The 20,657-nt window shown below is 71.7% G+C and carries 17 protein-coding genes; 11 read left to right on the forward strand and 6 right to left on the reverse strand.

What is annotated here, in order from left to right:
* Positions 1 to 47 precede the first annotated feature (47 nt).
* Positions 48 to 1,388: an aspartate--tRNA(Asn) ligase gene (aspS, locus tag BR85_RS00440; RefSeq protein ID WP_028496982.1), complete on the reverse strand. Its 1,341-nt coding sequence runs from the start codon at positions 1,386 to 1,388 to the stop codon at positions 48 to 50.
* 102 nt (positions 1,389 to 1,490) lie between these two features.
* Between aspS and BR85_RS00445 the strand changes: the two genes are divergently transcribed.
* Genes BR85_RS00445 through ccsB form a run of 5 tightly spaced genes read left to right on the forward strand, consistent with a single transcriptional unit; the run spans position 1,491 to position 6,287 of the window.
* Complete coding sequence (locus tag BR85_RS00445; protein WP_028496981.1) at positions 1,491 to 2,120, forward strand: histidine phosphatase family protein; 630 nt, start codon at positions 1,491 to 1,493, stop codon at positions 2,118 to 2,120.
* Positions 2,117 to 2,713 (forward strand): TlpA family protein disulfide reductase, encoded by a 597-nt coding sequence (locus BR85_RS00450; RefSeq protein WP_028496980.1) that lies wholly within the window; start codon positions 2,117 to 2,119, stop codon positions 2,711 to 2,713. Before BR85_RS00445 ends, BR85_RS00450 begins: the two co-directional genes overlap by 4 nt.
* The gene (locus BR85_RS00455) at positions 2,710 to 3,522 is read left to right on the forward strand and encodes a cytochrome c biogenesis CcdA family protein (protein WP_028496979.1); all 813 of its coding nucleotides are present in this window, start codon (positions 2,710 to 2,712) and stop codon (positions 3,520 to 3,522) included. Before BR85_RS00450 ends, BR85_RS00455 begins: the two co-directional genes overlap by 4 nt.
* Entirely contained in the window at positions 3,503 to 5,242 is a 1,740-nt protein-coding gene (resB, locus tag BR85_RS00460) for a cytochrome c biogenesis protein ResB (RefSeq protein ID WP_028496978.1), read from the forward strand. Before BR85_RS00455 ends, resB begins: the two co-directional genes overlap by 20 nt.
* A 10-nt stretch (positions 5,243 to 5,252) precedes the next feature.
* Entirely contained in the window at positions 5,253 to 6,287 is a 1,035-nt protein-coding gene (gene ccsB / locus BR85_RS00465) for a c-type cytochrome biogenesis protein CcsB (protein WP_028496977.1), read from the forward strand.
* 473 nt (positions 6,288 to 6,760) lie between these two features.
* Here the strand turns inward: ccsB and BR85_RS00470 are convergent, their stop codons facing one another.
* Both BR85_RS00470 and BR85_RS00475 read right to left on the reverse strand, forming a co-directional pair.
* Complete coding sequence (locus BR85_RS00470) at positions 6,761 to 8,860, reverse strand: YhgE/Pip family protein (protein WP_028496976.1); 2,100 nt, start codon at positions 8,858 to 8,860, stop codon at positions 6,761 to 6,763.
* A complete protein-coding gene (locus BR85_RS00475; RefSeq protein ID WP_028496975.1) occupies positions 8,857 to 11,661 on the reverse strand; it encodes an MMPL family transporter in 2,805 nt (934 codons plus the stop codon). The genes BR85_RS00470 and BR85_RS00475 overlap by 4 nt, the downstream gene beginning before the upstream one ends.
* Positions 11,662 to 11,797: 136 nt before the next feature.
* On the opposite strand from BR85_RS00475, the gene BR85_RS00480 reads away from it, so the two are divergent.
* A complete protein-coding gene (locus BR85_RS00480; RefSeq protein ID WP_028496974.1) occupies positions 11,798 to 12,433 on the forward strand; it encodes a TetR/AcrR family transcriptional regulator in 636 nt (211 codons plus the stop codon).
* On the opposite strand, the gene BR85_RS00485 is transcribed toward BR85_RS00480, so the two are convergent.
* Positions 12,430 to 13,425: an o-succinylbenzoate synthase gene (locus BR85_RS00485; RefSeq protein WP_028496973.1), complete on the reverse strand. Its 996-nt coding sequence runs from the start codon at positions 13,423 to 13,425 to the stop codon at positions 12,430 to 12,432. The two genes, BR85_RS00480 and BR85_RS00485, sit on opposite strands and share 4 nt — an antisense overlap.
* Positions 13,426 to 13,468: 43 nt before the next feature.
* Between BR85_RS00485 and BR85_RS00490 the strand changes: the two genes are divergently transcribed.
* The 5 genes from BR85_RS00490 (at position 13,469) to metH (ending at position 19,708) form a co-directional block, all read left to right on the forward strand.
* Positions 13,469 to 13,798 carry a hypothetical protein gene (locus BR85_RS00490; protein WP_028496972.1) on the forward strand — a complete coding sequence of 110 codons (330 nt, stop codon included), beginning with the start codon at positions 13,469 to 13,471 and terminating at the stop codon, positions 13,796 to 13,798.
* Positions 13,795 to 14,697, forward strand: coding sequence for a hypothetical protein (locus tag BR85_RS00495; protein WP_028496971.1), 903 nt, complete (start codon positions 13,795 to 13,797; stop codon positions 14,695 to 14,697). The genes BR85_RS00490 and BR85_RS00495 overlap by 4 nt, the downstream gene beginning before the upstream one ends.
* 89 nt (positions 14,698 to 14,786) lie before the next feature.
* Positions 14,787 to 15,122, forward strand: a complete 336-nt coding sequence (locus BR85_RS00500; protein ID WP_028496970.1) for a PadR family transcriptional regulator — start codon at positions 14,787 to 14,789, stop codon at positions 15,120 to 15,122.
* Positions 15,122 to 16,069: a permease prefix domain 1-containing protein gene (locus tag BR85_RS00505; RefSeq protein ID WP_028496969.1), complete on the forward strand. Its 948-nt coding sequence runs from the start codon at positions 15,122 to 15,124 to the stop codon at positions 16,067 to 16,069. The genes BR85_RS00500 and BR85_RS00505 overlap by 1 nt, the downstream gene beginning before the upstream one ends.
* Positions 16,070 to 16,078: 9 nt before the next feature.
* The gene (gene metH, locus BR85_RS00510) at positions 16,079 to 19,708 is read left to right on the forward strand and encodes a methionine synthase (protein ID WP_028496968.1); all 3,630 of its coding nucleotides are present in this window, start codon (positions 16,079 to 16,081) and stop codon (positions 19,706 to 19,708) included.
* Positions 19,709 to 19,756: 48 nt separating this feature from the next.
* Here the strand turns inward: metH and BR85_RS00515 are convergent, their stop codons facing one another.
* Complete coding sequence (locus BR85_RS00515) at positions 19,757 to 20,200, reverse strand: GNAT family N-acetyltransferase (protein WP_051526375.1); 444 nt, start codon at positions 20,198 to 20,200, stop codon at positions 19,757 to 19,759.
* A gap of 48 nt (positions 20,201 to 20,248) precedes the next feature.
* A complete protein-coding gene (locus BR85_RS00520) occupies positions 20,249 to 20,644 on the reverse strand; it encodes a hypothetical protein (protein WP_028496967.1) in 396 nt (131 codons plus the stop codon).
* Positions 20,645 to 20,657 lie beyond the last annotated feature (13 nt).

The following is a 20,657-nucleotide window of genomic DNA, read 5'->3' on the forward strand; positions in this document are numbered from 1 at the left end:
GGGGACCGAGGCTCGCCGGTCGGGACGGTGCGAGACTCCCGAGCGCCTTACGGCGCGAGACGCGTCGGACCGCGGAAGAGGTAGGTGACCTCGCGGATCGACGACTCGCCGAGCAGCAGCATCAGCACGCGCGCGAGGCCCATGCCGAACCCGCCGTGCGGCGGGGCGCCGTACCGGAAGAAGTCGAAGTAGAAGTCGAGGTGCTCGGGCTCGAGACCCTTCTCGCGCGCCTGCTCGATGAGCACGTCCACGCGGTGCTCGCGCTGCGCGCCCGTCGTGATCTCGACGCCCTTGAAGAGCAGGTCGTAGCTCTTCGTGAGCCCGGTCTCCTCATCGCGCATGTGGTAGAACGCGCGGATATCCGGGTGGTAGTCGGTGATGAAGACGAACTGGTGGCCGTAGGTCTCCTCGACATGCGCGGAGATCTGGCGCTCGCCCTCGGGGTCGAGGTCGCCATCGGTGCGCGGGATGTCGTAGCCGCGGGCCTTCACGATCTCGCGGGCCTCGGCCAGCGGGATGCGCGGGAATGGGATCGCGGGGACCTGCACCTCGAGACCGAACAGCTCCTCGATCTCGGCGCCGTGCTTGTCCTTGACCGCCTGGATCGCCGCCTGCAGAAGCTCCTCCTGCATGACCGCGACGTCCTCGTGCGACTCGATCCAGCTGATCTCCGCGTCGATCGAGGTGAACTCGGTCGCGTGCCGGCTCGTGAAGGACGGGTCGGCGCGGAAGGCGGGGGCGATCTCGAAGATCTTGCCGAAGCCGGCGACCTGAGCCATCTGCTTGAAGAACTGCGGCGACTGCGCGAGGTATGCGGTCTGGTCGCCGAAGTACTCCAGGGAGAACAGCTCCGCGTTGGACTCCGAGGCCGTCGCCATGAGCTTGGGGGAGTGCACCTCGATGTAGTCGCGCTCCACCCAGTAGCTGCGCATCGCGTGCTCGAGGGTCGTCTGCACGCGGAAGATGAGGTTGTTGCGGCGCTGACGCAGGTCGAGGAAGCGCCAGTCCATGCGCTTGTCCTGCCCGCTGTCGGCGGCGATGGGCGTCTCCGGCAGGGCGGCGGAGGCGACGTCGAGCGTGGCGATCTTGATCTCCACACCGCCGAGCTTCACGCGCTCGTCGTGCTTGAGCTCACCCGTGACGGTGAGGAACGTCCCGGTGCTGAGCTCGGAGATGAGCGACGTGAGCGCGAGCGCAGCAGCATCCTGATCGGCGATCTCGGGGTTCGCGCGCGTTGCCGGGTTCACCAGCTGCACGGCACCCGTCTCATCGCGGAGGATGACGAATTGCACCTTCTTCTGGTCGCGGACGGTCTCCACCCATCCCGACACCGAGACCGGGCCGTCGGGGAGGCTGTTCAGCTGCTGGACGAGAACGCGTTCACTCACGATCGTCCAGTCTACGTGGGCGGGGCCGGGCGGCAGACGGGCCGCCTCCCGTGCCCCGGGCACTCAGCCCGCCCATAGAGCCCGCCCACGTAGACTTGCCGGGTGCCAGCTGCCCGCCTCCATCTCGTGCGCCACGGGGAGGTCTACAACCCCGACCGCGTGCTCTACGGGCGACTCCCGGAGTTCCGGCTGAGCGTGGCGGGCCACCGCATGGCGCGGGCCGCGGCGGAGCACGTGCACGCCATGAAGCGGCCCCTGGGCGCGCTCGTCGCCTCGCCGCTGGAGCGCACCCGCGAGTCCGCGCAGCCGTTCTCCGAGCTCTTCGGGGCCGAACCCTTCATCGACGAGCGGGTCATCGAGCCGACCAACGTCTTCGAGGGCACCGTCATGCGCCGCGCCCTTCGCAACCCCCTCAACTGGCGCCACCTGCTGCGGCCGTCGCTGCCGAGCTGGGGCGAGCCGTACGCGCAGGTCGTCGGACGGATGGACGCCGCGATGCGCGACGCGTGGAGCCGGACGGCATCCGGCGACGTCGTCGTCGTCTCCCACCAGCTGCCGATCTGGGTCACGCACCTCGCCGTGGCCGGCGAGCCGCTCCGCCACGACCCGCGCCGCCGCCGCTGCGCCCTGTCCAGCGTGACGAGCTTCGAGCTCGACGGTGACCGGTGGCGCGAGGTCGGCTACGCCGAACCGGCCGCCACCGACGACGCCGTGGACGTGGGGGCGGTATGAGACGCCTCGCCGCCGCCGTGGTGGCCCTCGCCCTCACGGCATCCCTCGCCGCCTGCACGAGCCCCAACGACCGACTGACCGACCTGTACGAATCCGGCAGTAACCAGGGATTCATCTCCGGTGACGGGTCGTTCGAGGAGATCCCGCTCGCCGAGCGCGGCGAGCCCGTCGTCTTCGACGGGGAGGCCGTGGACGGTTCGACGGTCTCCAGCGCCGACTACCTCGGCGAGGTCCTCGTCCTCAACTTCTGGTACGCCGGGTGCGGGCCGTGCCGCGCCGAGGCGCCGCTCCTGGAGGAGGTGTACGGCGCCGTCTCCGGCGACGGCGCGGAGTTCCTCGGCATCAACATCTACGACGGGCCCGAGCAGGCGACGAGCTTCGAGAACACGTACGGCATCACCTACCCGTCGCTCCTCGCCCGCGGCGACGCCGATCTGAAGCTCGCGCTGCAGTCGGTCGCCCCGATCCAGGCGGCGCCGACGACGCTCGTGCTCGACAAGCAGGGCCGCGTCGCGGCGCGCTTCATCGGCCAGCTCGCGAGCGCCTCCATCCTGAAGACCCTCGTCGCCGACGCCGTCGCGGAGGAGCTGTGAACCCGGGCGCGATCGTCTTCGACGGAGCGCTGTGGCTCGCGATCCCGATCGCCGCGCTCGCCGGTCTCGTCTCCTTCCTCTCGCCGTGCGTCCTGCCCCTCGTGCCCGGTTACCTCGGGTTCCTCGGCGGCGCCGTCGCCCCGCGCGGCGAGCGTCACGCCGGCGTCTCGACCGCGGAGCCTCCCGCGGGGAATGTGCGCGTGGCGCAGAAGGCGGCGACGGATGCCGGCGGCCGCGGCCGCCTGCTGTTCGGCGTGCTGCTCTTCATCGCCGGCTTCACCGTGGTCTTCGTGGCGATGGGCGTCTTCGCCGGTTCCCTCGGCCGGCTCTTCGTCGAATACCAGGATGCGATCACCCGGGTCCTCGGGGTCGTCGTCATCGGCCTGGGCCTCGTCTTCCTCGGCGTGTTCGGCTTCGCGCAGCGGACCTTCCGGCCGCAGCTCAAGCAGGGACTCGGCCTCGTCGGTGCGCCGCTCCTCGGGGTCGCGATGGGCGTCGGCTGGGCCCCCTGCATCGGTCCCACCTACGCCGCCATCCTCTCCATCGCCTACTCGCAGGCAGACCCCGGCCGCGCCGCGGTGCTGGCCTTCGCGTACTCGCTGGGACTCGGCATCCCGTTCGTGCTCATCGCCGTCGGCTTCGGCTGGGCGGCGCGGTCGCTGGCCTTCCTGCGCCGGCACATCCGTGTCGTCAACATCGCCGGCGGCGTGCTGCTCGTCATCCTGGGCGTGCTCATGGTGACGGGCCTGTGGACCGCGATCATGTCCCGGCTCGCGGGGGTGATCGGCAGTGTCCAGCTCCCGCTCTGACGTCAGCGATCCGCTCCGCCCGGCCGATCACGCCGACACGCCCGCTCCGGACACCTCGATCGCGCAGCCGCGCCTCGGGTTCGTCGGGTGGATCCGCTGGGGCTGGCGACAGCTCACGAGCATGCGCACGGCGCTCGTCCTGCTGCTCCTGCTCGCGATCGCGGCGATCCCGGGCTCGATCGTGCCGCAGCGCAGCGCCGACCCCAACGGCGTCACGCAGTGGCGCACCGACAACCCCGACCTCTTCCCGGTGCTCGACACGCTGCAGCTGTTCGACGTGTACACGTCCGCGTGGTTCTCGGCCATCTACATCCTGCTGTTCATCTCGCTCATCGGCTGCGTCATCCCGCGGACCAAGCACCACTGGGCGGCGCTGAAGGCGCGACCGCCGCGGACGCCGGCGCGGCTGTCGCGCCTCGACGACCACGCCGAGGCGCGCGTCGAGCTGACCGGCGGGGCGGATGCCGGTGCCGCGGCGGCGCAGGCGATCGACGCCGCCGAGGCGCAGCTGAAGAAGGCCGGCTACCGGGTCGAGCGGTACGACGCCGGCGGGGTGGCGTCCGTCTCCGCGGAGCGCGGCTACCTGCGCGAGACCGGGAACCTCGTCTTCCACGGCGCGCTCGTCGGCGTGCTGCTGGCCGTCGGCATCGGCGGCGGCCTCACCTACACGGGGCAGACGGTCATCACCGAGGACGACAGCTTCGTGAACTCGCTGGGGCTCGGGTACACGTCCTTCAACCCGGGCCGGTTCGTCGACACCGATGTCCTGCCGCCGTACACGCTCACCCTTGACCGTTTCGACGTCCGCTACACCCCCCTCGGCGAGGCCGGGCAGGGGCAGGCCGGCGACTTCGCCGCCCACCTGACCGTGCGGGAGCCGGAGGGTGAGGCGCGGGACGGCGTCGTGCGCGTCAACCACCCGCTCGAGGTCGCCGGCGACCGCGTGTACCTGATGGGCAACGGATACGCCCCGACCGTCACGGTGCGCGACCCGGAGGGGGAGGTCGTCTTCAGCGAGGCCGTCCCGTTCCTGCCGCAGGACGCCAACATGACCTCGCAGGGGGTCATCAAGATCGCCGACGGCCTCGACGAGCAGCTGGGCCTCGTCGGCTTCTTCTACCCCACCGCCGCCACGATGCAGAGCGGCGCCGTCACGTCGGCGTTCGGCGACCTGCTCAACCCGCTCATGACGCTGTGGGTGTACGCCGGCGACCTCGGCATCGACGACGGCACCCCGCGCTCCGTCTACACGCTCGACCCGGACGGCATGACGCAGGTCGCCGGCGGCGACAGCGGCGTCGAATCGCTCGAGCTCGCGCCCGGCCAGACCGTCGACCTGCCCGGCGGCCGCGGCACCATCACGTTCGAGGACGAGACAGCCGCCGGCGCCGCCGAGCCCGTCAAGCGCTACGTCTCGCTGTCCGTGCACCGTGATGTCGGAGCCCCCTGGGTGCTCGCCTTCGCCGTCCTCGCCATCCTCGGCCTCCTGGCCGCGCTGTTCGTGCCCCGCCGGCGCCTGTGGGTCAAGGCGACGCCGGAGGGTCCGAGCCTCCGCGTGGAGTACGCCGGTCTCGCGCGCGGCGAGGACCCCGCGATCCGCGGCGCCGTCGCCGACCTCGCACGCGACCACGCGGCGACGCTGGACGGCCTTGCGGGCGCATCCGGCGAGCGGCGCGCTGCCGGCTCGAGGGCCGGGTCGGCGCCGGAAACCCGCCCGTAGACTGGAGATCATGTTGGACACCGGTTTGTCGTTGGATGCCGTCTCGGTCGTGCTGGTGTGGACGGCCGTCGCCGTCTACACGCTGGCGTTCATCGCCTACACGATCGACCTCGCGCGCCGCTCCGACCTCGCGATCAAGGCGAAGGATGCCGCGAGCACGCGCGTCCTCGTCGGCGCCGGGGTCGGTGGTGGGACATCCGGTGGTTTCGCGGAGCGCCGCCCGGACGAGCTCGAGGTCGCGCCGTCGCAGCGTCCGCGCTACCTGTGGGCCCGCATCGGAACCTCGCTGACGGCCCTCGGGCTGGTGTTCCACGTCGCCGCCGATGTGCTGCGTGGCATCGCCGCCGGCCGGGTGCCGTGGTCGAACATGTACGAGTTCGCGCTGACCGGCACGATGCTGGTGGCCGCCGTCTACCTCGTCGTGCTGTTCCGCTACGACCTGCGCTTCCTCGGGTCGTTCGTCACGGGCCTCATGATCGTGCTCCTCGGCGGCGCCGCGCTCGCCTACTACGTCGAGGTGGTGCCCCTGGCCGACCCCCTCAAGAGCGTGTGGCTCGTCATCCACGTCTTCGTCGCGTCCCTCGCGACCGCCGTCTTCTCGCTCGCGTTCGCCCTGTCGGTGCTGCAGCTCATGCAGGCGCGCCGCGAGCGGCTCACCGCGGCGGCCGGCACCCAGCCCGACGGCGCCGGCGACGTCAAGACGGGTCCGCGGTTCCTGCGCACGCTGCCCGGCGCGGACGCCCTCGAGTCGCTCGCGTACCGGTTCGCCATCGTGGGCTTCATCCTCTGGACGTTCACGCTCATCGCCGGTTCGATCTGGGCCAACGACGCGTGGGGCCGGTATTGGGGCTTCGACACGAAGGAGGTCTGGACCTTCGTGATCTGGACCCTCTACGCCGGATACATCCACGCCCGCGCCACCCGTGGCTGGCGCGGCACCCGCTCCGCGTGGCTGTCGATCATCGGCTTCACCGCCGTGATCTTCAACTTCACGATCGTCAACCAGTTCTTCAAGGGCCTGCACGTCTACAGCGGCTTAAGCTGACCCGCCTTCCCATCACGCCTGGCGCCGCGTAACGCGTCAGGCCGGGATGTTGCCGAGCCGTGCGGCGGAGATCGTGCGGGCGGGGCCGCGTTCACGGCATCCGTGGGCCTGAGTCGGCGACGGAATCCGCCGTTGGGATGCGTGCGGGCCTGCTCCTGAGCCGTACGGCGGAGATCGTCCGGGCGGGGCCGCGTTCACGGCATCCGTGGGCCGAAGCCGGCGACGGAATCCGCCGTTGGGATGCGTGCGGGCCTGCTGCTGAGCCGTACGGCGGAGATCGTCCGGGCGGGGCCGTGTTCACGGCATCCGTGGGCCGAGTCGGCGACGGAATCCGCCGTTGGGGTGCGTGCGGGATGCGGCACCCCAAGGTCGAGACGCGCGCCGCGGCCCGGCCCGGAAACGCCGAGCGTCCGAGACCGCGGTGCGCGGGAGGCGCGGCCGCGTGTCTCGGACACTCGGGCGGGAAACCCGGATCAGGCCGGAGCGGTGACCAGGATGGAGCGAGGCGACGTCGTGCGGCGGCGTACCACGGCGATGATCGTGGCGACGAACGCGAGGCCGCCCCACACGAGCATCCCGACGACGCCGGGGATGACGCCCTCGGCTGGCGTGAGCGAGGCCAGCAGCGCCGTGTAGGCGGGGGTGGTCGGCATGAGGCCCGCGACGGAGGACAGCACCCCGGGCACGGTCGACACGACGCCGGTCGCGACCGCGAGGACGCCGACGAGCGCGGAGATCCACCGGCCGGCGCCGCCGAAGACGGCCACGAGCGCCTGGTTGACCGCGGCGAACGCGACACCCGCGACCACGGAGAGCCCGGCGAACAGCATCCAGGTGCCGAGATCGTACGACGCGGCGAGCTGCACGACGCCGGCGACCAGCAGACCCTGCAGGGCGCCGATCCCGGCGGCCGGTGCGAGGCTCCGCGCGGCGAGGAGGACCGACGGTCGACGCGAACTGAGGGCGTGCCGCGGCACGGCCTGCAGGGCCACGAACGACGCGAGCCCGCCGAACCACAGCGCGAGGGTCGCCAGCAGCGGCACCGCGGAGGCCCCGAAGATCGACGATCCGACCCCCTCGGCGGCCACCGGGTCGGCGAGCACCGAGGCGAGGTCCGTCGCCTCATCGTCCGTGTAGGAGGGGATCGCCTCGACCGCGGTGTGGAGACCGTCCGCGAGTTCGCCGGTGCCGTCGGCGAGCTGCGAGACCCCGTCGGCCAGCTGGTCGGCGCCGTCGGCGAGTTCGCCCGCGCCGGAGCTGAGCTGGTAGGCGCCGGAGGCGAGGGCGTTCGCTCCCTCGGCGATGCCTGTGACGCCGCCGGAGAGCTGTGAGGCTCCCGTCGCCAGCGCGCCTGCGCCGCTCGCGGACTGGCCGACGCCGTCGGCGAGCTGACCCAGGCCCCCGGCGAGCGTGCGGACGTTCCCGGCGATCGTGGAGAGCTGCGACGACAGCTGCTGCGGCGCCTGCGCGGCGAACTGGCTCAGGCCGTCGTCGGTGTAGCCGGCGAGCGTGTGGGTGCCGGTGGCAGCCTGGGACGCGCCGTCCGCCCCGTCGGCGAGGGCGGCGAGCTGCGCGCAGAACGCGGTGGCCCCGCCGGCGGCCGCGCACTGCGCGGACAGGCCGCTCAGCCCCTGCGCGACGCCGCCGATCGCGTCGGCGGCGACCTTCGCGGTGTCTTCGGTGCGGGCGGCGACGCCCGTGAGGTCGGCGGGGACGATGCCGTCGGATGCCAGTGTGGCCGCCCCGGCATCCACTCCGTCGGCGAGCGCCGTCGCGCCCGCGGCTGCGTCGCGCGCCTTCGCGGCGATCGTCGACAGGCCGCTCTGGAGCGCGGTGGCTCCGGAGCCCAGGCTGGACGCGCCGCCGGCGAGCTGCGCCGCCCCGCCGCCGATCTCGGCGGCGCCGTCGCCGAGGCTGCCTGCGCCGTCCGCGACCTGGCGTGCGCCGCCGGGCAGGGCCTTCGCCCCGTCGGCGGCCGCAGCCGCCCCATCGGCGAGCTCCGTCGCGCCGTCGGCGGCGTCGCCCAGCTGGTCGCCGAGCGTCGTGAAGCCGAGGAACACGTTCTCGAGGTACACGCTGGACAGCTGCTCGCCCATGAGGGATGCCGCGGCCTGGGTCACCTGAGCGGTGATCGCATCGTCCACGATGAGGCTGTCCGGTGCGGTCTCGACCGAGATGGTCGCCTGGACCGGGTTCTCGCTCTGCGAGGTGGAGGTCGCGGCGGCGGAGAAGTTCTCCGGGATCGTGATGATGGCGTCGTACGTCCCGTCATCGAGGCCCGCGCGGGCGTCGTCGGGGTTCGAGATCGTCCAGTCCAGGTTGCTCGGCTGGTCGTCGGAGCCCTCGACGAGGCCGGCGGTGAGCTGACGCCCGAGCGGGACGGTCTGCCCGTCGATCGTCACAGGCTCGTCGTTGTTCACGATGGCCGTGCTCATGCTCTCGAGGCGCTCGGTCGGGTTGTAGAGGGCCGCGACGAGGATGCCGCCGATGACGGCTGGCAGCAGCAGCACGCCGACGAGCGTCAGCCAGGTGACGGGCTTGCGGGACCGGGCCCGTTCGATGGGGAGAGTCATGCGGAGATCACCTGCGTGTCGGAGGGGGCGGAGTGGGCACTGAGGGCCAGCGTCATGACGCTCGGCCGGTGCGCGTCGGAGAGGATGTCGAGGGCGGGCCCGTCGCGACGGGCCGAGGCGACGACGGTGAGGGCGTGGCCGCGCTCGCGGACCGCGTCGGCCGCGTCGCGCAGGAGCGCGGCGGCCTGGTCGCGCTCCGCGCCGACGAGCGTGTCGATGCCGTCGATGACGACGAGGCGCGTTCCCCCGGCGAGGGCGCGGCGGAGTTCGCGGATCGGGTCGGCGGCGCCGTCCAGCAGCGCGACGCCCACGTGGGCGCGCACCCAGGCGGCGCGGCCGGGCAGCAGGTGACCGGCGACGCGCAGCAGGCCCTCGCCGGCCTGGATGCGACCGGCGACCATGAGGGTGAAGGCGCGGCCGGCGCGCGGGTCGGCGCTCGTCACGACGAGCGTGTCGCCGTCGTTCAGCCGGACGGACACGTCCGAGAACAGCGTCACCTCTCCGACGCCGCGGCCGCCGTCGACGCGGACCGTGAGGCCGTCGCCGGAGAGCGGACGCGCGTCGCCGGGGGCGGGCCAGTCCGCGTGCGCGAGCTCGCGCTCGACGGCCTCGCCTTCGATGTCGAAGTGGGGGAGGACCCGCTCGAGCCAGCGCGGCATCCACCATGCCTTCTCGCCCAGGAGCGCCATGACGGCGGGGACGAGCGTCATCCGCACGAGGAACGCGTCGATCGCGATGCCCGCGGCGAGCCCCAGCGCGATCGGTTTGATCGACGAGTCGCCCTCCGGGACGAACGCCGCGAAGACGGCGAACATGATGACGGCGGCGGCCGTGACGACGCGCGCGGATGCCGTGAAGCCGCTGCGGACGGCGGCGACCGCCGTGGCCCGCTCGGCGCGGCCGTCACGGGAGCGGTTGGTGTGCACGAAGTCCTCGCGCATGCGGGAGACGAGGAAGACCTGGTAGTCCATCGCCAGCCCGAAGAGCACGCCCATGAGGATGATCGGCATGAAGCTGATGACCGGTCCCGTGCGGGTGACGTGCAGGAGGTCGGCGAGCCACCCCCACTCGAACACGGCGGCGACGACGCCGAACGAGGCGGCGACGGAGAGCAGGTAGCCCACGGCGGCCTTGATCGGCACCCAGATCGAGCGGAACACGATCATCAGCAGGATGAGGGAGAGTCCCACGACGAAGACGCCGAACGGCACGAGGGCCGCGCCGAGGCGGTCGGAGATGTCGATGCCGACGGCCGTGAACCCGGTGACCTTGAGGTCGACGCCGTACTCGTCCAGGAGCCGGTCGTGCTGGTCGCGGAGCTCGCGCACGAGGTCGGCGGTCGCGGGGTCGTCCGGGGCCGTCTCGGGCACGATCTGGATGAGGCCGGTGTCCGCGGTCTCGTTGGGGGTCGACAGCGCGACGTTCTTCACCCCGGGGATCTGCTCGACCTCGTCCTTGAGGTCGGCCATGAGGCCGAGCGGGTCGGTCGAGGTGACGATCGTCCCGGTCATGATCAGCGGGCCGTTGGTGCCGGGGCCGAAGTGCTCGGCGGTGAGGTCGTAGGCCTGTCGTGCCTCACTCGTCGGCGGCTGGACGCCGGCGTTCGGGAGGGCCAGCCGGAGGCTCGCGGCCGGGATCGCGACGATCCCGAGGAGTGCGACGACGGAGATCGTCGTGATGACGGGGTGGCGCGTGACGCCGGTGACCCAGCGATCGGCGAACCCCCGCGCGGGGCGCGCGCTCGTGCGGGCGCGGCGTGCGCGCCGCGGGCGGCGGGCCCAGCCCACGACGCGTCCCTTCGCGAAGCCGAGGAGGGCGGGTGTCAGGGTGATGGCGACGAGGACCGCGATCGCGACGGCGACCGCCGCCGCGATGCCCATGGTCGTGAGGAACGGGATGCCGGCGAAGCTCAGGCCGATCAGTGCGATGAGCACGGTGACGCCGGCGAACACGACGGCGGATCCCGCCGTGCCGGTGGCGCGCGCGGCGGATTCCTCGGGCTCGACGCCCGCGCGCACCTGATCTTGATGTCGGGCGACGATGAAGAGGGCGTAGTCGATGCCGACCGCGAGGCCGAGCATGATCGCGAGCAGCGGCGTCGTGGAGGAGATCGACGCGAACGCCGTCGCGAAGTAGATCAGCGCGATCGCGAGACCCACGCCGATGAGGGCGCTCGCGAGGGGGAAGAACGCGACCGCGAGCGAGCGGAACGTGATGATGAGGACGAACAGCGCGAGCAGCACGCCGACGGCCTCGGTGAGCGTGATCCCGGGGACGGATGTCGAGAACAGATCGCCGCCCATCGCGACGGAGGAGCCGTCCGGCATGTCGGCACGGACATCGGCGGCGACCGAGCGGAGCTCGTCCTTCGTCTCCGCCGTGACGTCGGTGGACTGGCCGTCGAACTGCAGGCGCACGATGGCGGCGCGGCCGTCCTCGGACACGAGTCCGTCGACCATCTCGTCGAACGGGTCGGTCACGGCGATGACGCCGTCGATGTCCGCCAGCTCGTCCACCGCCGTGGCGATGAAGCCGGCGTTGTCGCCCGCGTCGACCCGGTCGCCGTCCGGCGCGACGACGATGAGCTGCGCGCTTGTTCCGCTGGCCTGCGGGAAGGTCCGCCCGAGGAGCTCGATGCCCTCCTGCGCCTCCGTGCCCGGGATCGTGAAGGCGTTGTCGGTGCCCTTCATGAAGGCGAGCGCGCCACCCCCGGCGATGCCGAGCAGGAGGACCCATGCGACGAGGACGCGCCAGGGGTGACGGTACGACCAACGGCCGAGGGAGAACAGGAGAGTGGACACGGGCGCTCCGAGCGGGATGTGGTCAACAGGTTTCGATACAGCGCTGTATCCGATACATAGATGTATCCTAAGTGTGCCGGGCCTCGCAAGCCTGGGGAGTCGGTGTGAAGATCGAGGAGCGACGGGAGGTGTCCGCATGATCGAGGTGTCCGTGAAGACCGGCTCCCGTCGTCGGGAGCAGACCCGTGCGCGTCTCCTCGACGCCGCCCACGAGGTGTTCGGCGAGGTCGGCATGGCCGCCGCCTCCGTCGAGGCGATCTGTGAGCGCGCCGGCTTCACGCGCGGCGCGTTCTACTCCAACTTCGAGTCGAAGGAAGAGCTCTTCCTCGCGCTCATCACCCAGCTGTCCGAAGACAAGCTGGAGCAGGTCGCGGGGCGCGTGCGCGAACTCGCATCCGGCTCCCGCTCGCTCGACGCCTCCGCCATCGTGAACCAGGTGGTGGGCGTCTCCCTCGGCGACGGCATGGAGCCGCAGCTGGTCGCTGAGATCCGCGTGCAGGCGCTGCGCGATCCGCGGATGGCGGCCGCCTATCTGGCGTGGCAGGACGGCCTGCGCGTGCGTGTGGAGCGCATCATCGCGCAGGTCGTCGACGCCTACGGAGTGCGTCTGCGCCTTCCCGTCCCCGACGCCGCCCAGCTCATGCTCGACCTCTCCGACGACACGTGCACGCGGGCGGCCATGGAGGGGCGCTCGCGCGATGAGATCGGAGAGCTGCTCAACGCGCGCCTCGAGCGCCTCGTCGTCGTGCTCGTCGAGGCGCCGGCGGGCTAGCGCCGCGCCAGCAGGGCGTGGCAGCGGGTCAGCCGCGCGAGCCACCATTCGCGGCGGTCCTGGGGTGCCGCGAGGGCGGCGAGCCGCTCCGGATCCGGGATCACGCGTCCCACCGGCAGGAACCCGCCCTCCGGGCGCAGCGGCGGGGCGAGGACATCGGCCGTGAACAGTGCGGACGTGCCGAGGCCGCAGTCGAAGTCGAGCTCCGGCAGTGCCGCGGCGAGGGCCACGCCCATCGACAGGCCGATGCTCGTGTCGAGCGCGCTCGAGACGACGGCGGGGAGTCCCGCCTCTGCCACGATGTCGAGGGCCCGGCGGACGCCGCCGAGCGGCTGCGCCTTCACCACGATGAGATCGGCGGCGCCGGCACGGGCCACGGCGAGGGGGTCGTCGGCCTTGCGCACGCTTTCGTCCGCGGCGATCGGGATGCCCATGTACTTCACGCGGCGGCGCAGCTCCACGAGCTCGTCGACACTCGCGCACGGCTGCTCCGCGTACTCCAGATCGAACTCGGCCAGGGCGTGCAGGGCGTGCTCGGCTTCGTCGACGTTCCACCCGCCGTTCGCGTCCACGCGGATGCGTCCCTCCGGACCCATCTCCTCCCGCACGGCGCGCACCCGCGCGACATCGTCGGCGAGGCGCTGGCCGGCCTCCGCGACCTTCACCTTGGCCGTCCGGCATCCGTCGAAACGCGCCAGCACGCCCCCGACGGAGGCCGCGTCGACGGCGGGCACCGTGGCGTTGACCGGGACGCGGGTGCGCACGGGGGACGGCTGGCTCGCCCAGCCGAAGTCGATCGCGGCGGCGAGCCACGTCGAAGCTTCGACGTCGTCGTACTCGGCGAACGGCGAGAACTCCGTCCAGCCCTCGGGGCCCTCGAAGACGACGGCCTCCCGGACATCGACGCCGCGGAAGCGCGTCGCGAGCGGAAGTGCGACGACGTGGGCTCCCGCGAGGAGGTCGGCCAGTGCGGGGAGGGGAGTGGATGCCATGCCCCCATCCTCGCGTGTCCGACCGCCCGCGTAGAGTTCATCCGTGGCAACCGAACTCGTTCCCGTGCCCCGGCGGGGGACGCCGGCGCACCGCACCTGGCGCCTCCGAGCCCTGCTGGTCGGCGCGCTTCCCATGGTCACCGCTCTCGTCGGCGTCGCCACCCTGCGCGTCTTCGACCTCGGGCAGACGGGGGAGCGACCCTGGGTCGATCTGGGGCCGTGGCTGCTCGCAGCCTGCATCCTGCTCTGCGTCGTGGCGCTCGTGTCCGTCTTCGATCGGCGCACGCGGATCTCCGGCATCGTCGCCCTGCTCCTCGCGCTGTTCCTCAATCCGCTCGCGTCGGCACTCATCCTGGGGGTGCTCGGCCTGTGACCCGCACCGTCGACCCGGCGATCGTGGAGCGCGACCCCCGCGGCACGGGGCTGCGCGCCGTCCCGCGCCCCCGCACAGCACTCCTCGTCGCGATCGTCGTCGCGGCCGCCTCGGTGCTCGCGTCCCTCGCCGGCGCGGGATGGGGGATCGGCCTCGTCCTCATGCTCCTCGCCATCGGCGTGACGGTGTGGGCCACCGTCGCCGCCGTGCGCCGCGATTCCGTCCTCGTGGCCCCGCTCGCGATCGTCCTCGTCGCGGTCCTGAATCCGCTCGTCCTGTCCGGGCTCGGCGCGCACATCCGCGAGCGCGCGGGCGTCATCACCTTCGCGTTCGACCGCGGGCTCGTCCTCTGGTCGACCTACCCCGGCATCGCCGGATGGGACGCGCCGGAGGATGCGACGCCGGTGAACACCACCGGGCTCGCCCAGGCCGAGCAGCGCGCGCTCCGCGGCACCGTCGAGGCGACGACGGCCGCGTACGGGTGGGTGTGGTCCATCGGGGAGGGCGCAGCCGGCGTGTTCCGCATCGCCAACGGCTACGGCGGCGAGTCGCTGTTCGAGCGGGTGGACTCGCCGGTCTGGACCTCGGAGGACTTCGACGGCTCCGCGCCGCAGCGCGACCTGCTGCTCTCCTCTGCTCAGTCCGCCGCCGCGGCGCTCGAGCTCACGACGATCACCGAGACTGAGGGCGACGTCGCGGGCGGCGACGGCGTGCGGCAATGGGATGACGGGGCGGGCGGCGTGATGACGCTTCGCGTCGCGGGATCCCGCGTGACGCTCACGTACACCGGCGGCCCCTTCCTCAGTGGAAGCTCGTCGGCCGCGGAGTACCGACTCGCACGGTCCGGCTTCGAGGGCCTCGAACCGCCCGCGCCGATCGAGGAGCCCGACCTGCCCTGACACGGGCGCCTCGCCTCCTCGCGATGGTGTGCGATGCCCCGTGCATGTGCCTCTTGTCATAGTGTGTGAGACACAGTAACGTGTCAGTCATGACCGACAACGAGGCGCTCGAGACGCACCTGCAGGAGCTGAGACGCGGGACCATCGTCCTGGCGTGCCTGCGCCTGCTGCGACACCCTGGGTACGGCTACGGGCTGCTCGAAGAGCTCCAGGGACGCGGGTTCGACACCGACGCCAACACCCTCTACCCCCTGCTCCGGCGCCTGGAGAAGCAGGGGCACCTCAGAAGCGAGTGGAACACCGACGAGGCGCGGCCTCGCAAGTTCTACCGCACGAGCGCGGCGGGTCACCGGCTCGCCGCCGCCCTGACCGACGACTTCCACGCGATCGCGGGCGCGATCGCCGCTCTTCCCCAGGAGGACTGATGAACGCCACCACCTTCACCGAGCGCTACATCCTCGCCGTCACCCGTGCGGTGCCGGAGAAGCAGCGCGACGACGTCGCCGCCGAGCTGCGCGCTTCGATCGCCGACCAGATCGACGCGCGGATGGAGGCCGGCATGCCGGCTGCCGACGCCGAGCGCGAGGTCCTCCTCGACCTCGGCGCCCCCGACGAGCTGGCGGCGGGCTACGCCGACCGTCCGCTGCACCTCGTCGGCCCCCGCTACTACCTCGACTGGCTGCGGCTGCTCAAGCTGCTCCTCGCCGTCGTGCTGCCGTGCGCGGCGTTCGGCATCGCGCTCGGACAGGTGCTCAGCGGCGCGGAGTTCGGCCCGGTCGTCGGCTCCACCGTGAGCGGCGTCCTCAGCGTCGGAGTGCACCTGGCGTTCTGGGTGACCCTGATCTTCGTCCTCCTGGAACGCTACGGCGCCCGGCCTCCCCGTGAGGAGACGGAGTCCTGGAGTCTTGACGGTCTCCCGCAGCCGCGGGAGACGGGCGCCACGTTCGGCGACATGCTCTCGACGCTGATCTTCCTCGCTCTCGGCGCGGCCGCGATCCTCTGGGACCTGAACCTCGGCTTCGTGCCCGGAGAGAACCTGTCCTTCCTCGACCCGGGGCTGTGGCCGGGATGGGTCACCGGCCTGTTCGTCGTCATGGCGCTGGAGGGGGCGCTCGCCGTCATCGTGCATGTGACCGGCCGCTGGACGGTCCCGCTCGCCGTCGTCAACGCGGTGCTCGGCCTCGCCTTCGCGGTGCCCGCCCTGTGGCTGCTGTTCGACGGTGCACTCCTGAACCCCGCGTTCTTCCCCACCGTGGTCACGTCGGGAGATGGCGCCGAGGTGCACCAGATCCTGTCGGTGATCGCAGGCTTCGGGATCGTGGGTGTGACGCTGTGGGACATCATCGACGCCTTCCGGAAAGCACGTCGGTAGACTTCCGCGGTGACCCGCCCCCTTCCTCGTTTCCCGCTCGACATCGAGGCAGTGCCGCGGCCGGAGCGTGCCGCGGCACTGCTCGACGCGCTGACCTCGCGCGTCGTGATCGCCGACGGCGCGATGGGGACGATGCTGCAGCGGCACGAGCCGTCGCTGGCGGACTATCAGCAGCTCGAGGGCTGCAACGAGATCCTCAACGTGTCGCGTCCCGACATGATCGGAGCGATCCACGACGAGTATCTCGCCACCGGCATCGACGCGATCGAGACCAACACGTTCGGCGCGAACTGGTCGAACCTGTCCGACTACGGCATCGACGACCGCATCCACGAGCTCGCTGAGGCCGGCGCCCGCATTGCGCGCGAGCGCGTCGAGGCCGCCGAGGCCGCGGACGGCCGGATCCGCTGGGTGCTGGGGTCGATGGGCCCCGGGACGAAGCTGCCCTCCCTCGGGCACACGACCTACGACCACCTCAAGCAGACCTTCGCGACCCAGGCCGAGGGCCTCATCGTCGGCGGCGCCGACGCACTCCTGGTCGAGACCTCGCAGGACCTGCTGCAGACCAAGGCCGCCGTCAACGGCTGCAAGCAGGCGATCATGGCCACCGGCATCCGGCTGCCGATCTTCGTCGAGGTGACCGTCGAGACGACCGGCACGATGCTGATGGGCTCCGAGATCGGCGCTGCGCTGACGGCGCTCGAGCCGCTGGGTGTCGACGCGATCGGCCTCAACTGCGCGACCGGGCCGGCCGAGATGAGCGAGCACCTGCGGCACCTCTCCAAGCACTCCGGCGTCACGATCGCATGCATGCCGAACGCGGGCCTGCCGGTGCTCACCGCCGACGGCGCGCACTACCCCCTGACCCCTGCAGAGCTGGCCACCGCGCACGAGCAGTTCGTGCGCGAGTTCGGCGTCGGGCTGGTCGGCGGCTGCTGCGGCACGACGCCCGGGCACCTCGCGGCGGTCGTCGAGCGGCTCGCGCCGTACCGCGTGAGTGGCCCGGCGCCCCGCGGGCCGGAGTCCGAGCCCGGCGTCGCAAGCCTCTACCAGCCCGTGCCGTTCCAGCAGGACGCGTCCTACCTCGCGATCGGGGAGCGCACGAACGCGAACGGATCGAAGGCGTTCCGGGAGGCCATGCTCGAGGGTCGCTGGGACGACTGCGTCGAGATCGCGCGCAACCAGATCCGCGTCGGCGCGCACCTGCTCGACGTCTGCGTCGACTACGTCGGACGCGACGGCGTCGCCGACATCCGGGAGATCGTCTCGCGCTTCGCGAGCGCATCCACCCTGCCGCTCGTGATCGACTCCACGGAACCGGCCGTGATCCGTGGCGGGCTCGAGCTCATCGGCGGACGACCCGTCGTCAACTCGGTCAACTACGAGGACGGCGACGGGCCCGCCAGCCGCTTCGGCCGCATCATGCCGCTCGTCAAGGAGCACGGCACCGCCGTCATCGCGCTCACGATCGACGAGCAGGGGCAGGCTCGCACCACCGAGGACAAGCTGCGCATCGCGTCACGGCTGGTCGACGAGCTCGTGGGCGAGTGGGGCATGCGCGTCGAGGACATCATCGTCGACTGCCTGACCTTCCCGATCGCCACCGGGCAGGAGGAGACCCGTCGGGACGGCATCGAGACGATCGAGGCGATCCGGCAGCTCGTGGCCGAATACCCCGGCATCAACACGACGCTCGGCGTCTCGAACGTGTCGTTCGGCCTGAACCCGGCGGCCCGGTCGGTGCTCAACTCGGTCTTCCTGCACGAGGCCACCCAGGCGGGGCTCACCTCCGGCATCATCGACGCCGCGAAGATCGTGCCGCTCGCCTCGATCGCCGACGACCAGCGCAAGGTGGCGCTCGACCTCGTGTGGGACCGCCGCGAGTACGACGCCGACGGGAACATCACCTACGACCCGCTCGCCGTCATGCTCGACCTGTTCGCCGGCGTCGATACCGCAGCGCTCCGCGACCAGCGCGCCGCCGAGCTCGCCGCCCTCCCCGTCGGACAGCGCCTGGAGCGGCGCATCATCGACGGCGAGGCGAAGGGACTGGAGGGCGACCTCGACCTCGCCCGCGCCGGCGGGCTGAGCGCCCTGCAGATCATCAACGACCACCTGCTGGAGGGCATGAAGGTCGTCGGCGAGCGGTTCGGCTCCGGTGAGATGCAGCTGCCGTTCGTGCTGCAGTCCGCCGAGGTCATGAAGACCGCGGTGGCGCTGCTCGAACCGCACATGGAGCGCTCGGACGCCTCCGGCAAGGGCCGGATGGTCCTGGCCACCGTCCGCGGCGACGTGCACGACATCGGCAAGAACCTCGTCGACATCATCCTCACCAACAACGGCTACGAGGTGATCAACCTCGGCATCAAGCAGCCCATCGCCGACATCATCGCGGCGGCCGAGGAGCACAACGCCGACGTCATCGGCATGTCCGGGCTCCTCGTGAAATCGACGGTCGTCATGAAGGAGAACCTCCAGGAGCTGCAGGCGCGCGGCCTCGCCAAGCGGTGGCCGATCATCCTGGGCGGTGCGGCGCTGACCCGCGCGTACGTCGAGGACGACCTGGCGGGACTCTTCGACGGCGAAGTCCGCTATGCGAAGGACGCGTTCGAGGGGCTCGCGCTGATGGAGCCGCTCGTGAAGGTCGCGCGCGGCGCCGCCCCCGCCGAGGTGGGTCTTCCGGCACTCAAGAAGCGCATCCACCCGTCGGGTTCCAAGCTCACCCTCACCGAACCCGAGGCGATGCCGGCACGGTCGGATGTGGCTGCGGACAACCCCGTGCCGGCGCCCCCGTTCTGGGGCACCCGGATCGTGCGCGGCATCGCGCTGGCCGATTACGCAGCCTTCCTCGACGAGCGGGCGACGTTCATGGGGCAGTGGGGGCTCAAGCCCGGTCGCGGCGAGGGTGGGCTCTCGTACGAGCAGCTCGTCGAGGCCGAGGGCCGTCCGCGGCTGCGGTACTGGCTCGACCGCATCCTTGCCGAAGGCATGCTCGACGCGTCCGTCGCGTACGGGTACTTCCCCGTCGTGAGCGAGGGAGACGACGTGGTCGTGCTGCACCACGGGGACGACCCGTCCGGGCTCGTCGGTGCCGCGGGTCTGCTCGCCCCCGACGGCGGCTCCGGCGGGGCACTCGGCGCCGAGCGGCTGCGCTTCCACTTCCCGCGGCAGCGCCGCGACCGGCACCTGTGCCTCGCGGACTTCGTGCGCTCGCGCGAGTCCGGGCAGGTCGACGTCCTGCCCGTGCAGCTCGTGACCGCCGGCGCGAAGATCGACGCCGTCACCGCGAAGCTCTTCGCGGAGAACCGGTACCGCGATTACTACGAGCTCAACGGGCTCGTCATGCAGCTGACCGAGGCGCTCGCCGAGTACTGGCACTCCCGCATCCGCTCCGAACTCGGCTTCGGGGACGAGGACCCCTCCGAGGTCGCGGGGCTCTTCAAGCTCGAGTACCGGGGCGCGCGGTTCTCACTCGGCTACCCGGCGTGCCCCGACATGGAGGACCGCCGCAAGGTCGTCGAGCTGCTGAAGCCGGAGCGGATGGGCGTCGAGCTCAGCGACGAGCTGCAGCTGCACCCCGAGCAGTCCACCGACGCGTTCGTGTTCCACCACCCAGAGGCCAAGTACTTCTCCGTGTGAGCCGTGTTCCAGGGTGGCGGCCGACGCGACGGCGTGCACGACGGGACCTCATGCGAGGGGAGCGTCACCCGCAGGCTCAGCGTCTGGGCGGATGCGGACCATCCACGTCATCTCGCCGGACAGCTCCGCCCAGCCGAACTGCTCGTACAGGCCCCGTGCATCGGCGGTCGCGAGGACGATCCGCTTCGGTCCCCGCGGTGTGACGTCATCGAGGACGCCCGACACGAGCATCTTCCCGATGCCTTTTCCGCGTGCGGCCGCGTCGACGAAGACGTCGCACAGCCAGCCGAAGAAGACGCCGTCCGTCACCAGGCGGGCGTAGCCGACCTGTCGGCCCGTCGGCTCCTCGTACACGCCGTAGTTCCGTGAGGCCGCCATCGCGGCATCCTGATCGGCGCGCGACCGTCCTTTCGCCCAGTACGACTCTTCGCTGAGCCACCGGTGCACGAGGGCGCGATCGATCCGGTCGACGTCGGAGCTGAAGACGAACATGTCGTCACGATAGGGGACGGCGCCGACGCGGAGCGGCAGAGGCGCGGGTCAGGCGACCTGCCGGCCGCACATGCCGCAGACGCCCGTGGCGGGGACCTGGACGAAGCAGTCCGGGCACAGCGTGACGGGACGTTCGACGACGGGCGCGGCGGCGGCGCGGCGCGGAGGCAGCGCGCGGTCGCGCCGGGCCGTCTCGCGGCGGGTCTCCACGACGGCGGCGACCTTCGGCTCCGGCCGATGGGCGACGCAGTAGAAGCGGACGAAGCCCGCGTGATCGTTGGGATGCCGGTGCTTCACGGCCCACAGCTCGGTCCGAGGGTGCGGCGCCGCATCCACGCCGCAGCCGGCGCAGCGCGTCGGCTCGCCGGGCTGGAAATCGGCGACGAGCATCGGCGTCTCGAACGGGAGACCGTTTCGCCAGTCGGATGAGTTGGTGATCTTCATGGCAGGTCCTTCC

It is taken from the genome of Microbacterium sp. UNCCL10, from assembly GCF_000746195.1.
In the GTDB taxonomy this organism is placed as follows: Bacteria; Actinomycetota; Actinomycetes; order Actinomycetales; family Microbacteriaceae; genus Microbacterium; species Microbacterium saccharophilum.